We start from the raw sequence: 14984 nt of genomic DNA, 5'->3' as shown, positions 1-14984 counted from the left end.
AATCCCGGGTCCAGGCATCCTACGGCGCGTCGGCCGGTAGGAGACGCTTTTATCGGATGCTCTGTGTTAGATGAGACCGTCGAGCTCGCGCAGCAGCGCCGCCTTACCTTTCGCGCCGACGATCTGCTTCACCGGCTTGCCACCCTGGAACAAGATCATCGTGGGCAGCGACAGGATCTGGTAGTCGCGGGCGGTGCCGGGATTGGCCTCGGTGTCGAGCTTGGCGATGGTCAGCTTGTCGGCGTGGGTGCCTGCGATCTCCTCCAGCACGGGGGCGACCATCTTGCACGGGCCGCACCAGTCGGCCCAGAAGTCGACGAGCACCGGCTTTTCGCTGAGCAGGACGTCGTCGGCGAAGGACTGGTCGGTGACGGTGATGGTGTTGGCACTCTCGGCCATGGGTGTCTCCTCGACAGGGGTGGAACTCGAAATCAGTTGGCGCGCACGGCGGCCGGGCCATCGGCGTGGTCGAGCGTGTTGGCGGTGATGTCGCCCTGCTCGGCGAGCCAGCGTTCGGCGTCGATCGCGGCGCGGCAGCCGGTGCCCGCGGCGGTGATCGCCTGCCGGTAGGTGTGGTCGACGAGGTCGCCCACGGCGAAAACGCCCGCGACATCGGTGGCGGTGCCCGGATCGGTCACCTGCACATAGCCTTCGCCGTCGAGTGCGACCTGGCCCTTGACGAGTTCGCTGCGCGGATCGTGCCCGATGGCGACGAACAGGCCGGTCGCGTCGAGCTCGGACTCCGCGCCGGTGCGGGTGTCGCGCAGGGTGAGGCTGGTGACGCTCTTCTCACCGTTGACCTTCACGACCTCGGAGTTGAGCTGGAACTTGATCTTCTCGTTGGCCTTGGCACGCTCGAGCATGATCCGTGACGCACGGAACTCCTCACGGCGGTGCACGATGGTGACGCTCGCGGCGAACTTGGTGAGGAAGGTCGCTTCCTCCATGGCGGAGTCGCCGCCGCCGACCACGACGATGTCCTGGCCCTTGAAGAAGAAGCCGTCGCAGGTGGCGCAGGCGCTCACACCGCGGCCGAGCAGGTCCTGCTCCCCCGGCACGTTCAGGTAGCGCGCGGCCGAACCCATCGCGAGGATCACGGCGTAGGCCTCGAAGGTCTCGTCACCGACGGTGACCTTCTTCACGGGGCCGGACAGGTCGATCGCGTCGACGTCCTCGGTGCGCAGCTCGGCGCCGAAACGCTTGGCCTGGTCGCGCATCTGCTCCATGAGGTCGGGGCCCATGATGCCGTCGCGGAAGCCGGGGAAGTTCTCCACCTCGGTGGTGGTCATCAGGGCGCCACCGAACTGGGTGCCCTCGAAGACCAGCGGCGAAAGCTCCGCGCGGGCGGCGTAGACGGCCGCCGTGTAGCCGGCGGGTCCTGAGCCGACGATGATCAGGTCGCGAACTGGCGTGCTCATGGGGACCTTCCGAGAAGTAAAGCTGGGACGTGTCGGTCAACAACAGCCTAAACGGTGTTGTTCCCGGTATTTCTTTGCGGCTGGTCCCTCAACCGATGTCGCGCAGGGTGAGCCGTTCCGGGGTGCCGGTGGTGCAGCCGGTACCGACCACCAGGGCGGTGATGGTGGGGGCCTGCTCGCCCTGGACGAGGACCAGGACGGCGTCGGAGCCACGGAAAGTGATATTCGACGCTCCCAGTACCGCGCGGTCGATGCCGTTGGCTTGCACGCAGCGGGTGAGGGCTGCTTCGTCGGCCAGCGGGCCGATCACGTCGCGTTTGCCCAGTGCGCGGAGTGCGGCGGCGGTGGTGAGTTCGTCGGCGGCCGCCGGTTCGGTGAACGGCGCGGCGGTGGGGGTGCCCTCGGTGGTGTCGAACGTGCTGAACACGGCACCGGCGCCCGCCAGGACGGCCACGGTGGCGGCGGCCGCGGCGAGTAGCCCCAGTCGGCGCCGGGAGCGGTAGCGATCCAGCGAGATCGGGGCCTCGCCGGCCGGTGCGGGGGGAACAGCAGCGAGCGGCGTGATGCGCTCGGTCGGGCCCTCCCCCGCGTCGAGTTCGGCGACGAATCGGAACATGCGGTCGGCCACGTCGTCGGGCATGCGGTGCATGACCCGCTCGTCGGTGGCGAGCGTGCGGAGGTGGGTGTTCACCTCGTCGAGCTTGTTCAGGTAGTGCAGCGCGTCTTCGTCGGTGCGGACCACGGGCCACAGCTGCTCGCACAATTCGGGCGCGAGGTTGTCGGCATGCAGATCGGCCAGCAGTTCCGACGGGAACGGAGGCTGCGGCACGGATCGAGACACCCTCGCACCTCCCCTGTTCTGTCGATATCGGATCGCAGGATTTACATCGCTGACTTGTTCGTCACTGTTAATGACGCATCCCGACTACATCCGGTTCCCTGGATCCCGGAAAAATTCCAAACGTTCTTGCAAACGTACGCGCGCTCGGGCGCATCGGCTCTTGATCGTGCCCGGCGCCACGCCGAGCGCAGCGGCGGTTTCGGCGACGCTGCGGCCCTCCATCTCGGTCATGACCAGGGCTAATCGTTGTTCGTCAGGGAGGGTGAACAGCGCCTCGCTCACGACGGTGGACAGTTCGTAGTGCGCGAAGGCGTCGTGCGGGTCGACCGCCTCGGGCATGGTGTCGGGCAGGATCGACACGGCGCGACGGGTCTTGTTGCGCCGGATCCGGTCGAGGCAGGCATTCACCACGATCGCGTGCAGCCAGCTGCGCACCTCGGATTCGGCGCGGAACGAGTCGGCGGTGCGATGGGCCGAGAACAAGGCGTCCTGCAGACAGTCGGCAGCGTCCTCGCGGTTGTAGGACGTGCGCAGCGCGGTCTGCCAGAGATGGTCGGAATGCCTGCGCAGCAGTTCGGCGAAGACATACGGTTCCCCGCGAACGTGGGCGGCAAGCAGTTGCTTGTCGCTGCCGTTCTCCAGGAACGAGCGGACGCTGGGCGCGACCTGCCGCGGTGGCACACCGCGGACTTGCTCGTTGACATCCGGCGACAAAACTGACCCCTTGGACAGCGCTCATTACGGCGACTTCGAGCCGACGAACAAGGCCGATCCATCACCTGACTACAACGCGACGTCCAGGATCGACGTCAACAAATCCTGGGTAACTCTCAACCGAGAGCGCGGGGGGATCATATCGTTGATAACAATTACGCACCAACCGGACCGCGGTTCGATGAAGATCGACAGTGGGCCCGGAAATGATCGACCACCTGCGCAGATAGCAGAGGTGGGAGGGTTTTACGGCGCGATGAGACTAAGGGGCCGCGTCGAAGCGGACGTCGGCGATCGCGGTCTGGAACTGACCGCCGGAATTCGCCAGTCCGGTGATCCAGACGAGCACGAAACGAGCGGCCTGATCGGTCTGCACGGCGATATCGGTGACGCCGTCACCGAGCTTGGCCGAACCGATCAGCTGGGTCTGGTCGAGCGTGGGCGCCTCGGTGGGCGAGGTACGGATCTCGACCGTGCTGCCCGCACTGGGTGAGGTGATCGACACATTGGTGAGCTTGGCCGGCGTCGGCAGCGTGGCCAGCAGCCCCACGCCCTTCTTGAGGGCGGGGAACTGCTGGAAGTACTGATCGGTGCGCCACACCGTCGCCGCGTTGTGGTCGAGCACCGCGCCCGCCGCCGCGGCGCCGTCGGGGGTGCCCTCCGGGGAGAACACCGCGGCACCGGTGACCGGCACCGGCACACTCGTCGGCGGTGCCGCGGGGTCGTCGGCGGGCGGTGCGGACGCCGCGGGCGGAGCCACACTCGAGGTGAGGCCGATATTGATCTGCTGGTCCAGCGGCTTGTCCGACGCGCCGGGCGCGAAGATGCTGACCATCCACCAGATCAGCACGCCGACCACCAGCGCGGCGAGCACGCCGAGGCCGACCATGATCCACATCATCCGCTTGGAGCGTTCCCGCTCGGCCGCGAGCAGTTCCGGGTCGGCGAGTGAATCGGCACCGGGGGCCACAGCCCGCTGACCCAGACGTAAGACCGGAATGAAGTCGGTCTTCTGATCGACGACCGAGGCCTGCTCGAGCACGTGCTGCACGGTGGCAGCGGTGCGCACGCCCTTGTTGGATTCCAGCGAGCGAACCGCGACGGCCGAGATCTCGAACGGCACCTCCGGCCGGATCTGCCGCGGTTCCACCGGCGTGCCGTCCGGCCCGAAATCGGCCAGTCGCAGGCCGCCGATGGTGGCCGCCGACCCGGTGACACCGCCGACGCGAATCGGCCAGCGTGCGGTGATCAGGGCGTAGAGCATCGCGCCGAGGCCACGGACGTCGCCTTGCGCGTCGGAATCGCCGAGGGTGCCGGGGAACGCGAGGACGGCGTCACCGGAGGCACTGATCCGGATCCGATCGGGGTGATCGATCGACAGCGAGCCGCCGCCACGGTGCGCGAGTTCGGCCGCCGAGGCGAGCGCCCTGATGGCCCTGGCCGCGCCGACCGGCGACGGCACGGTCTCGGCCATCTCACGCAGCGAACGACCGGGGGTCCACTCGGCCACGACGATGCCGCCGGAGCTGCCACGGACCACGTCGAGCACCCTGGCCAGGCCGGGCGAATTGATCCGGCCCAATCGCAGCGTGCGCGACAGCACCGCCTGCGGGCCGTCGTGACCGGAGTTCTCGCCCGAGGTCTGATCCGCGTCCACGAAGGTCAGCGCGACCTCGCGATCGAGCTTGATATCGAGTGCCTGCCAGAACTTCAGCCCGCGCGCACCCCCGTGACCGGCCAGCAATCGGTACCGGCCACCGGCGACGGACGCGCCGGGGATGAGCTTGGGGCCACGCTGCCCACGGTTGGCCGCGGCGCTCGGGGGCACCTGCGGGGGAATCGGCAGCATGCCGGTGTCGTATGTCGGACCGTGCGGCGGCATGGCCGAACGTGCGTCGTCTTCGTGCGTATCGCCTTCGTCTGGCGCGTCGGTATGTTCGGAATCCGTCGAGTTCGGCGCATCGGGCCCGACCTCGGTGGACATTCCTGCTGCCGCGCGCGCCGCAGAATCAGCGGCCGGGACGCCGCCCACCGCGTCATCGCTCACCCTCGGTCCTCCTTCGGCCTGAAAACCCGTGTCGGTCTGCGGAACAGCGTACGGGAACTGTGCTTTACCGGTGCTGTCAACAGCGCCCGGTCGAATGACGGGAAGCACCATGGTCTGGGTGTCCAAAGACTGCCCATATGCGGGGAATCCGTAGGTATCGGGACGGCGCAGGACGGTGGTCGCGTAGATGTCGTCTGCCGGGGTGTCGTCGAGTCCGAGATCCGGCGCGGGCGGGGTGATGCCGAGCTTGCGCGAGATCGCCACGGTGATGGCGACGACCTCGGGGATACCGGCCAGACGCATCAGGCCGAAGGCCACCGAGAACATGACCAGCGAATCGACGACGACGCGCAGCAGCGAGCCCGCGCCGCCGGAGACGCGGTCGAGTCCGGTCACCGAGTCGACGATCAGCATCACCGCGCCGCCCGCGATCGAGGCGAGCAACACTCTGGTCACAGTTCGGCCGACATTGACCATTCGCAGGTCGCCGAGGCTGCGGTGCAGCAGCACGCCGCCGATCACCGCGCCCGCGGTGAAACCGAGGCCGGTGGCGACACCGAGAACGATCACCACGTCGTCGCTGTCGCGGGCGATGACCGGTGCCAGCGCCGAGATCAGGATCTTGATCGTCGTGATGCCGAGGATGATCCAGGTCGGTGTCCATGCCTGCTCGCGCGCGTAGAACACCCGCAGATGGATGAGTACAAGCGAATACGGGATGAGCGAGAACGCCGACCAGCTCACCGCGCTGCCGAGCCGTTCGGCGTCACCGGAGAATCGCGCGTAGCCGTAGAGCGCCTGGCCGATCTCCGGGCCCGCGAGCGTCATGAAGGTGACGATCGGCAGCATCGCGATCATCGTGAGTCGCGTGGCTACGGACAGGTCGTCGACCACGGCGGGGGTGTCGTCGTCGGCGGCGCTGCGGCTCAGCCTCGGCATGATCGCGGTGAGCAGGGTTACCCCGATCACGCCGTAGGGCAGCTGCAACAGCGCCCACGCGTTCGCGAAGATCGCGGGACCCGCTTCGTCGGCCGAGGAGGCGATGTTGTTCGCGACCACCAAGCCGACCTGGCTGATCAGCACGTACAAGATGATCGCGATGCCCATCTTGCCGAACTGCTTGAGCCGCGCGTCGACTCCCCACAGCGGACGCAGGTTGATCCCGTGCCTGCGGATCGCGGGCAGCAGACAGAGTGCCTGTGTCGCCACGCCCGCGGTGATGCCGAGGCCGAGGACCAGCAGTTTCGGGTCGCTCATGCGTACCGGGTCGAGCGTGATCTCGCCGGGTGTCAGCGCGTAGACCGCCAGCACCGTCAACGCGACCACATTGTTCATCACGGGTGCCCACGCACCCGGTTTGAACGCCTGTCTGGTGTTGAGGATCGCGGTGAACAGCGCGGACATGCCATAGAAGAGCAGCGCGGGTGCCAGTAGGTAGGTCAGCGCGACGGTCAGGTTCGTATTCACCTTGCCGTCGGAGGAGACGAGCACGTGACCGGCCAGGATCGGCGTGGCCGCCAAGGTGAGCACCGTGGCGACGAACAGCACGGTGAAGGCCGCTGTCACCAATCTGCGCACGAACGCGGCGCCGTTGTCGGCGTCCTCCTGCTCGGCGCGGATCAGGGTCGGCACGACGATGGCGGTGAGCACGGCGCCGAGGACGAGCTCGGCGACCATGTTCGGGATCAGGTTCGCCGAGATGAACGCACTCGCGATGGCCGGACCGAGCACGGTCAGCAACAGCAGCTGCTTGGCGAATCCGGTGATCCGGCTGATCAGCGTCGCGACGGCGATCGAACCCGAGTCCTTGAGCAGCTTCGCGTTGGCACTCATCGGGGCGCCGCCCGCCTTGCCGGCAGGTTCGGCCGCTACCTTCTGGGGCCGGGCGATGACCTGAGTCCGCTCCGCTGACCGATCGCCGGCGGGCACACCGCTCGCGTTCCGGCCACGATCGCCGAATCCGGCGCCTGCCTGGCGGCCATCCCGGGCGGGGTCCGCGGCGGGCATCCCGGGGAAACTCCCCCGCGACGGCATCGGACGTCCCTGCTCCGGCGGGCCTTGCCTGCGGCCACCGGCCTGATCGGGCCGATCCTGTCTCGGAATGGCGCCGGACTGCCCACCGCGCGGCGGGACCGGTCGTTGCTGGGGGAACTCGCCCGACGGGTTCGGCCCGGATCGCCGCGGGGCGAATCCGTCCGGTCCGGGACGTTGCTGCTGCGGAAACTCACCCGAGCGCCCGGCGGAACCAGGTCCGGGGCGCTGCTGTTGCGGGAATTCGCCCGAACGGCCGGCGGAACCAGGTCCGGGCCGTTGCTGTTGCGGGAATTCGCCCGAGCGCGCGCCGGAACCAGGTGCGTGGCGTTGCTGGGGAGGTACAGGGCGACCGTCCGGCCCGTAAGCAGGGGGGCGCGGTGGCAGGCCGGGCGGACCGGCAGGAGGCTGCGGTGCGCCGGGAGGGCCGCCTACACCGGGGCGCGGCGGCGGTCCGGGACGTTGCTGCTGCGGGAATTCACCCGAACGATTCGCCTGGCCGGGCGGTCGTTGACGTGGAGCGGGCCCGCGCCCTTGGCGGTCGCCCTGGGGCGGGCGCTGCTGATCCGGGCGGTAGTCGGCCGGGCGTGGCTGACCCTGTGCCGGGCGGAACCCGGCCGGTGGCTGTTCAGTGGGGCGACCGGGAGCCGGCGCGGCGCCGTGATCCGGCCCGGGACGGTATCCGGCCTGTTCGGGCCGCACCCCGGGCCGAGCACCTGGCGCAGCGGGATGACGTGGCGCGCCGGGCAGATCCACCGCGGGCCGATTCCCCGGCTGACGAAATCCACCGGGCTGTTCGAACGCCGGATCACCGGGGCGTACCGGCGGTCGGCCATCGCGAGGCGCGGCGTCCGGTCGATGACCAGGCGCGCCGGGCCGCCGATCCACGTGCTGTGCAGCCTCGTCGCGGTCGGCGTCCTGTCCGGCCGTCATCCCGCGTTCCCACGGAGCACTGGGCGCCCGGCGCAGGGTCGGGTCGTCGTCGTGGTCACGCCGATGAGCGGAATCATCGTCGCCCATCATGCCTCCTGTACCCGGCGTAACCCGCGAATCCCGCCGGTCCGATGAGCGTTTCGCTCACCAGTGCCACTCTCGTCCTTGTCTGTCATGGTGCCCTGACCGCGCGTCAGGCGCGGGTGTTCACTGCCGTTGCAGCCGCTGACGTGCGCGCCGCAACCGACCCGCCCGTTCGACCGTCTCCGGGGTGAACCCTTCGTCGGCGGGGTCGGGCTGTCCGCGGAACCGCCGCAGCAGTCGGCGCCCGGCCAGCAGCAACAGCAGTATCGCGGCACATGCGGTAATTATGGCCAGGGCCTGACCGTAGGCGTTCGAGCGCACCGAGACCGAGGTCGCCTCTCCTAGCGCTATCCCGTCCGGGGTGGTAAGGGCGATCGGAATGACCAGCTTACGGCTGTCGCTCACCTCGGTCGGGATCTGGAACGACCGGGTCCCGGACGGCGGAAGCAGCTGTTCGCCGATATCGGTGATGTTCGTCTCGGCGGGCGCTTCGATCCGGAACATCACCCGGATGGCGACGGGCAGTTCATTGCGCGCCACCAGCAACAACGGGCTCTGCTCGGAGGCCAGCGTGTACACCCCGCCCGGTGGCAGCACCGAGACCGAGGAGAACATCGTGTCCAGTTCGCGGGTCGCCTGGTCGATGCGCCGCTGGGCGTGCAGGTCGGCGAGCGTGTCGTTGTCGGCCCTGCGGTCGGACAGGCTCAGCGCGCGCAGCAGATCCTCGCGTGCCGGGGTGAGGAACGCGTGCGGGGTGAGCTCGGATTCGGGCAGTTCGACCAGCGCGCGCATCAGCTCGGTCACCCGGGCGCCCTGGTCGTGCACCGGTCCGATGAACTGTTCCGGCGCGGCGTCCTGGGCGGCGCGCGGCAGATACTCCAGCGCGAACGGCCGCGGGTCGGGTGCCTGTGTGACGAGGTCGGTGAAGCTGCGCGGGCCGGCGAGGTTGTTGCGGGTGAGCAGTTCGACCTGCTTGAGCAGCGCGACGCCCTCCTCCCGGCTGGCACCCCACTGCTGCGGTGGCATCAGCAGCTGCGAGCGCGGCCGGTCCGGCGACGGATTGAGCGCACTCCAGGCCATCGCGCCGAGCGCGTCCTGCAACCGGGCCGCGCGTGAGTCGTTGGTGACGTCGAACCGCACCTTCGACGGTGTGAACGACGGCGTCGGGGGGTTCGAGCCGACCGCGGCCAGCGCGGTCGCCGACCAGATGTCGAAGGTGGTCACCCGCAGCGCGGGATCGGTCCCGGCGGCGGCGCCGGCGGGCGGTTCCACGCTCACGCCCGGCACCCGCACGACATCGGGCGCGGACTGTTCCCCACCGACGACCACATCGGGCGTGAGCGTGGTCGGAGCGGAGGTGAGCGCGTTGTCGGTATCGGCGGGCGACCCGTCACCCGACACCGCGGAACCGGCCAGCACCGCCGTGCCGTATCCGTGCTCGCGCAACAACAGCCCGGCCGGATCGTCGATGCTGCCCGAATCGGGCAGGCTCACCCCGCGCAGCGACTGCGTGCCGAGGATCGAGTCCACGACGTCGGCGGGCGCGAGCAGGGCCCGCGCCGACAGACCCGGATCGTTCACCGCAGCCAGTGCCGACACGTCGACCTGCGCGAACGGCAGGGCCACCGTGCACATCGACCCGGCCAGCGCACGCAACCGGTCGAGCCAGGCTTGCGCGTTGGCCGCCCCGGTCCCTTCCCTGGTCGCCCCGCTCGGATCCGACGGACTGGCCAGCACCCGATAGCCGCGCGTCATCGTCTGCACGGTCGAGACCAGGTCCGGATCGATGGCGATACACACCGATCCGGCCACACTTCTGTCCTTGCCCGGCGCGGGCACCACCGATTCCAGCGCGGCGACGAGCTGTTCGAGCCGCCCGCCCTTGCCGACCGAGGCCGCCAGTTCGTCATCGAGCAGTTCGGCCTGGCCGTTCACCGAGCCGGGCTTGCCCGCGACCATGCGCGGCCGGTCGGCCAGCGGCCAGATCATCGTGGTCGCGATCGGTGACGCTTCCGGCGGCGGTGTCACCGCCGGTTCCGCGCTGCCGTCCACACCGGTCGGCGGCAGTCCGAGGACGGGGAGCAGGAAGCGCGCGTCGTCGAGCCTGGCCTGGGTGCCGTAGGCGGGTTCACCGTTGACGTTGAGCAGCAGCGGATACACCCCGGGATCGGTGAGCCCGAGCGATGCCTCCGAGCCCGCGCGCAACGCGATGCTCACCGAGAACTGTTTGCGCTGACCGGGACTCAACTGCGGCGCCACATCCTGGAACGGACCGGTCACCTCGTAGTTCACCTGGTCCAGCCGTAGCGAACTGCGCAACCCACTCGGCGAAGCCACCGCGGCGGCCCGTTGGATCCGCACGCTCACGTCGTCGACGACCCGGTCGCCGATATTGGTGACTGTGCCGGAGATGGTCAGCTTCGGGTCGCTGCCGGTGGTGACCGTGCCCGGCGCCACCGCGTCCAGGGTCAGCTTGAGAAACTTCGGCGTTCCCGACCCGTCCGTTTGAGCGTGCGCGACCGCGGGCAGCAGCGTCATCGAACCCAAGATGGTCAGGACCGCCGTGATCAGCCGGATCAGTCCACCCGTCATCGCTTGCCGGTCTCCATCCGGTCGATCAATCGGTTCGCCACTTCGGCCAACCGCCGTTCGTCGGCGTAGGCCAGTCGGGAATCCAACTCGCTCAACGGAACCCACGCAACCTGGGTCACTTCGACGTCGGCGTCGGACAGCTCACCGCCCAGACACCGCAGCAGAAAATGGTGCACGGTCTTGTGTACCCGTCTGCCCTCGGTGACGAACCAGTAATCGATGCTGCCGAGCTCGGCGACCACTTCCCCGTCGATTCCGGTTTCCTCGGCGACTTCGCGGATCGCGGTCTGCTCGGAGGTCTCGCCCTCTTCGATATGCCCTTTGGGCAGCGACCACAACAGTCGTCCGCGACGGTCGGTGCGCCCGATCAGCGCGGCGGTGCGCTGTTCCTTGGGGCCGTCGAGCCCTTCGACGACCAGGCCGCCCGCCGAGGTTTCCCGGACGGTGCGCATGCGGGGTTTGCCGGCGTTGTTCGCCGAACCGCGCCGCCGCGGCTGGCGGCGTCGACTGTTCGCGCGATCGGCCGGAGGAGACACCTCGCCAGCTTAGCTGGGTTTGTTTTTGCGGCACCTGCGGTGCCGCGGGGTTTGCGCCCCCTGGTGTCCCGCAGTTGGGGGCGCTCAGAGGCGGCAGGGGCGCAATCGATTGGACCGGGTCGGTAAAGTCGACGTTCGTGGTTTCCCCCGATGTTGTCCCTGATGCTGTGGCGGATCGTCGTGCTCGCCTGCTGGCGGGGGCGGCGGTGACTTTGGGGCAGCTCAATGATGTTTTGACGCCGTTGGGGGCGATGTTCGCCGAGAAGGGGCACAGTCTTTATCTGGTCGGTGGCAGCGTGCGTGACGCGGTGCTCGGCCGGCTCGGCAACGACCTGGATTTCACCACCGACGCGCGGCCGGAGGTCGTGCAGGAGCTGATGCGTGGGTGGGCCGACCACCTGTGGGATACCGGCGGCTTGGCCTTCGGTACGGTCAGCGCGGCCAAGAAAGATCAGCAGCTCGAGATCACCACCTTCCGCGCCGATACCTACGACCGGGTCTCGCGTAATCCCGAGGTCACCTTCGGCGACTCACTCGAGGGCGACCTGGTGCGCCGCGATTTCACGGTGAACGCGATGGCGGTCAAGATCGCCGCCGACGGGTCGCTGGAATTCGTCGACCCGCTCAACGGGATCGAAGCGCTGCTCGAAGGCGTGCTGGATACTCCTGCGGCGCCACAGGATTCGTTCGACGACGATCCGCTGCGGATGCTGCGGGCCGCGCGCTTCGTCGCCCAGCTGGGTTTCGAGGTCGCGCCGCGGGTGCGTGCGGCGATCATCGAGATGGCCGATCAGATCGACCGGATCACCGCCGAGCGGGTGCGCGCCGAACTCGACAAACTGATCGGCGCCGACCACCCGATCGACGGCATCAACCTCATGTGCGACACCGGACTGGCGCAGCGCGTGCTGCCCGAGGTGCCCGCGATGAAGCTCGAGATCGACGAGCACCACCAGCACAAGGACGTGTACCAGCATTCGCTGACCGTGCTGCAGCAGGCGATCGACCAGGAGGAAGGCGACGCCGACCTGGTATTGCGCTGGGCGGCACTGCTGCACGACATCGGCAAGCCCGACACCAAACGCAACGAGCCCGCGGGCGGCGTGAGTTTCCACCACCACGAGGTGGTCGGCGCGAAGATGGTGCGCAAGCGGATGCGAGCGCTGAAGTACCCGAAGGCATTCACCGAAGAGGTTGCGCGCCTGGTGTTCCTGCACCTGCGTTTCCACGGTTACGGCAAGGGACAGTGGACGGATTCGGCGGTGCGCCGATACGTCACCGACGCCGACGACCTGCTCGAACGCCTGCACAAGCTCGTGCGCGCCGACTGCACCACCCGCAACAAGCGCCGCGCCGCGGCCCTGCGCTCGACCTACGACGAGCTGGAGGAGCGGATCGCGGCGCTGCGCGAGCAGGAGGACCTGGCCCGGGTGCGCCCGGATCTGGACGGCAACGCGATCATGGAACTGCTCGGGCTGCCGCCGGGGCCGCAGGTCGGTAAGGCATGGAAGTACCTGAAGGATCTGCGACTCGACCGCGGCCCGATGACCCGCGACGAGGCCGAAGCCGCCCTGCGGGAATGGTGGGCCACGCAGAACTGATCAGAAGACGATCAGCGTTGTTCCCGCGATGATGGCGTCGCGGATCTGGGTCAGGTCGAACGAGCCGGTGGTCTCGGGCAGTTCGAGCCGGAATTTCACCACGTCACCGCGCCGGTGCGCGTAGGAGATGCTGGCCCGGTTGGGCAGGTCGTCGAGCAGTAGCGCGGGCGCGGGCACCACGCGCTTGGGGAGCCGGATGCCGTACCAACTGGCCTTGCGGATGTCGAGGGTGAGCAGGTTGTCGTAGACCTGCCCGTCGACGACCGCCCGCATCTTGCGCGTGCGATGCGTCGCGACGATCTGTCCGCGCTGGTCGAGGCGCACCCGCCAATCCAGGTTCTGGGCGTCCACCCAGTCCGCCAGCGCGCCGATGCCGATGGCGCCCTCGATGTCGAGTTGCTGGACCCGGACCTTGGTGGGCACACCGGGAATCAGCCGCACACCGTGCGCGACCACGGTGACCGTGTCGAACGGATGTGAGTCCCAGACCAGGTTCGACAGCACGGTCTTGCTCTGGAAGTGAGCGCCGCGTCTGCGCAGCTTGAACGTGTCGAGGGTGGCGGTGAGGTCGTGCCCGAGCAGCGTGGCACTGATCTCCTGGCCGCCGAAACGGCTGAGGATGCCCTCGCTGAGCACGGTCATCAGCACATCGGGCATGAGCGCGGTGACGGTGCCGGAACCGAGGTCGGCGACGGGGTCGGCCCAGGACGTGGTGAAGCCGAGCCACTGGTCGATCCATGACGGGTCGAGCAGACGTTTGCCCATATCGACAGCGCCTGCCAGTGACCAGGACTTCGGATCGAAATACGTGGCCATGATGGCTCCGAGCGTACTTGGCCGCGTCGCCGGTGGCCATGAAGTGTGACCCGATTATGGGATATCACCACCGGTTGCTTCCGAAGGTGCGGAGTTGTTTTCTTGTTACATCCGAATATGCGGACATATCCTGATCGGGTGGCGAAACTGCGAATCAAGGAAGCGGCCGATCTGCTCGGTGTCAGCGACGACACGGTGCGTCGCTGGATCGACACGGGCGCCCTCACGGCGACCAAGGACGCCGCGGGCCGCCTGGTGCTGGACGGCCGGGAGCTGGCCGAACACGCCGTCGACCAGGCACGCACGCCACACACCCAGGTGGGTAGTGCCAGTTCGGCACGCAATCGGTTTCCGGGTCTGGTCACTCGCGTGGTGACCGACACGGTGATGGCACAGGTGGAGATGCAATGCGGTCCTTTCACGGTGGTTTCGCTGATGAGCAGCGAATCGGTGCGCGAGCTGGGGCTCGAGCCGGGCAGCGTCGCGCTGGCGAGCGTCAAGGCCACGACAGTGGTGGTCGAGAAGGCCGCCGAATGATCGGCCGGGTCGCGCTCGGTGCCGCGCTGGTGCTGGTCACCGTGAGTGGTTGCGGGAGTGGCGATACCGAGCAATCCACGCTCACCGTGTTCGCCGCGGCGTCGCTGAAGAGCGTGTTCACCGGTTTGGAGAAGGACTTCGAGACCGCCAATCCCGGTGTGGATGTGCAGTTCTCGTTCGCCGGTTCGTCGGATCTGGCCGCCCAGCTCCAAGCGGGCGCTCCCGCTGATGTTTTCGCCTCGGCCGACCAGCCGACCATGGACAAGGCGGTCCAGAGCGGCCGAATCACCGCGGCCCCGGCCACTTTCGCCACCAACGTCCTCACCTTGGTCACCGCACCGGGAAATCCCAAGGGCATCACCGGAATCAACGACCTCGCCGACGCCACCCTGGTGGTCTGTGCTCCCCAGGTTCCGTGCGGCCGGGCGACGAAGAAGGTCGCCGACGCCGCGGGCGCCACGCTGCGTCCGGTGAGTGAGGAGTCCTCCGTGGCCGATGTTCTCACCAAGGTGACCTCCGGCCAGGCCGACGCCGGCTTCGTCTACGTCACCGATGCGTCCGCCGCGGGCGCGAAGGTGGGCGTCGTGGCGGTGCCCGAGGCGTCGGCGGCCGTGAACTCGTATCCGATTGCCGTGGTGGCGGATTCGAAGCAGGCCGCGAACGCGCAGAAATTCTCCGAACTGGTCACCGGCCCCACCGGTCGGGCAGCCCTGGCCGCGGCGGGGTTCGGCGCGCCGTGATCGGTGTCGGCATCGGCGGCGCAGGCGGACCCGGCATCGCCGCGTGTTGCGCGGGCGGTGCCCGGTCCTGCTGGTTGGCTGGTGTCGTGAAGAT

Annotated in this window: 12 protein-coding genes; 4 read left to right on the top strand and 8 right to left on the bottom strand. The window is 68.5% G+C overall.

All coding sequences use genetic code 11. The annotated features are described in order from the left end of the window. Positions 1-66 precede the first annotated feature (66 nt). The 5 genes from trxA to ACWGCN_RS01175 all read right to left on the bottom strand — a co-directional run bounded on the left by trxA (position 67) and on the right by ACWGCN_RS01175 (position 6853). Positions 67-399, bottom strand: coding sequence for a thioredoxin (gene trxA, locus ACWGCN_RS01195; protein ID WP_189031738.1), 333 nt, complete (start codon positions 397-399; stop codon positions 67-69). A gap of 32 nt (positions 400-431) precedes the next feature. Beyond that, positions 432-1418 (bottom strand): thioredoxin-disulfide reductase, encoded by a 987-nt coding sequence (trxB, locus tag ACWGCN_RS01190; protein ID WP_378634632.1) that lies wholly within the window; start codon positions 1416-1418, stop codon positions 432-434. 88 nt (positions 1419-1506) lie between these two features. Continuing rightward, positions 1507-2247, bottom strand: coding sequence for a hypothetical protein (locus ACWGCN_RS01185; RefSeq protein WP_378989371.1), 741 nt, complete (start codon positions 2245-2247; stop codon positions 1507-1509). Positions 2248-2343: 96 nt separating this feature from the next. Then, the gene (gene sigM, locus ACWGCN_RS01180; RefSeq protein WP_378635242.1) at positions 2344-2940 is read right to left on the bottom strand and encodes an RNA polymerase sigma factor SigM; all 597 of its coding nucleotides are present in this window, start codon (positions 2938-2940) and stop codon (positions 2344-2346) included. A gap of 295 nt (positions 2941-3235) precedes the next feature. Then, positions 3236-6853 (bottom strand): murein biosynthesis integral membrane protein MurJ, encoded by a 3618-nt coding sequence (locus ACWGCN_RS01175; RefSeq protein WP_452458673.1) that lies wholly within the window; start codon positions 6851-6853, stop codon positions 3236-3238. 660 nt (positions 6854-7513) lie between these two features. Between ACWGCN_RS01175 and ACWGCN_RS01170 the strand changes: the two genes are divergently transcribed. Continuing rightward, positions 7514-8119: a hypothetical protein gene (locus ACWGCN_RS01170; protein WP_452458666.1), complete on the top strand. Its 606-nt coding sequence runs from the start codon at positions 7514-7516 to the stop codon at positions 8117-8119. A gap of 72 nt (positions 8120-8191) precedes the next feature. On the opposite strand, the gene ACWGCN_RS01165 is transcribed toward ACWGCN_RS01170, so the two are convergent. Together ACWGCN_RS01165 and ACWGCN_RS01160 are read right to left on the bottom strand one after the other, a co-directional pair. Beyond that, positions 8192-10660, bottom strand: coding sequence for a DUF6049 family protein (locus ACWGCN_RS01165; RefSeq protein WP_378989367.1), 2469 nt, complete (start codon positions 10658-10660; stop codon positions 8192-8194). After that, positions 10657-11112: an NUDIX hydrolase gene (locus tag ACWGCN_RS01160; RefSeq protein WP_228536794.1), complete on the bottom strand. Its 456-nt coding sequence runs from the start codon at positions 11110-11112 to the stop codon at positions 10657-10659. Before ACWGCN_RS01160 ends, ACWGCN_RS01165 begins: the two co-directional genes overlap by 4 nt. A gap of 221 nt (positions 11113-11333) precedes the next feature. Between ACWGCN_RS01160 and ACWGCN_RS01155 the strand changes: the two genes are divergently transcribed. Then, complete coding sequence (locus tag ACWGCN_RS01155) at positions 11334-12797, top strand: CCA tRNA nucleotidyltransferase (protein WP_387446033.1); 1464 nt, start codon at positions 11334-11336, stop codon at positions 12795-12797. Here the strand turns inward: ACWGCN_RS01155 and ACWGCN_RS01150 are convergent, their stop codons facing one another. Next, a complete protein-coding gene (locus ACWGCN_RS01150; protein ID WP_378989365.1) occupies positions 12798-13613 on the bottom strand; it encodes a hypothetical protein in 816 nt (271 codons plus the stop codon). A 138-nt stretch (positions 13614-13751) separates the two neighbouring features. On the opposite strand from ACWGCN_RS01150, the gene ACWGCN_RS01145 reads away from it, so the two are divergent. Beyond that, entirely contained in the window at positions 13752-14150 is a 399-nt protein-coding gene (locus ACWGCN_RS01145; RefSeq protein ID WP_378653545.1) for a TOBE domain-containing protein, read from the top strand. Then, complete coding sequence (modA, locus tag ACWGCN_RS01140) at positions 14147-14890, top strand: molybdate ABC transporter substrate-binding protein (protein WP_452449744.1); 744 nt, start codon at positions 14147-14149, stop codon at positions 14888-14890. The genes ACWGCN_RS01145 and modA overlap by 4 nt, the downstream gene beginning before the upstream one ends. The last annotated feature ends 94 nt before the right edge of the window (positions 14891-14984 follow it).

This window comes from Nocardia sp. NPDC055050, from assembly GCF_053608345.1.
This window is presented reverse-complemented; position numbering and strand designations above follow the sequence as displayed.

What these genes read in the sequence shown, in the direction of transcription:
- ACWGCN_RS01150 (WP_378989365.1), bottom strand. Translation starts at nt 13,613, where the DNA reads ATGGCCACGTATTTCGATCCGAAGTCCTGGTCACTGGCAGGCGCTGTC.
- modA (WP_452449744.1), top strand. Translation starts at nt 14,147, where the DNA reads ATGATCGGCCGGGTCGCGCTCGGTGCCGCGCTGGTGCTGGTCACCGTG.
- trxA (WP_189031738.1), bottom strand. Translation starts at nt 399, where the DNA reads ATGGCCGAGAGTGCCAACACCATCACCGTCACCGACCAGTCCTTCGCC.
- ACWGCN_RS01175 (WP_452458673.1), bottom strand. Translation starts at nt 6,853, where the DNA reads ATGAGTGCCAACGCGAAGCTGCTCAAGGACTCGGGTTCGATCGCCGTC.
- trxB (WP_378634632.1), bottom strand. Translation starts at nt 1,418, where the DNA reads ATGAGCACGCCAGTTCGCGACCTGATCATCGTCGGCTCAGGACCCGCC.
- ACWGCN_RS01160 (WP_228536794.1), bottom strand. Translation starts at nt 11,112, where the DNA reads ATGCGCACCGTCCGGGAAACCTCGGCGGGCGGCCTGGTCGTCGAAGGG.
- ACWGCN_RS01165 (WP_378989367.1), bottom strand. Translation starts at nt 10,660, where the DNA reads ATGACGGGTGGACTGATCCGGCTGATCACGGCGGTCCTGACCATCTTG.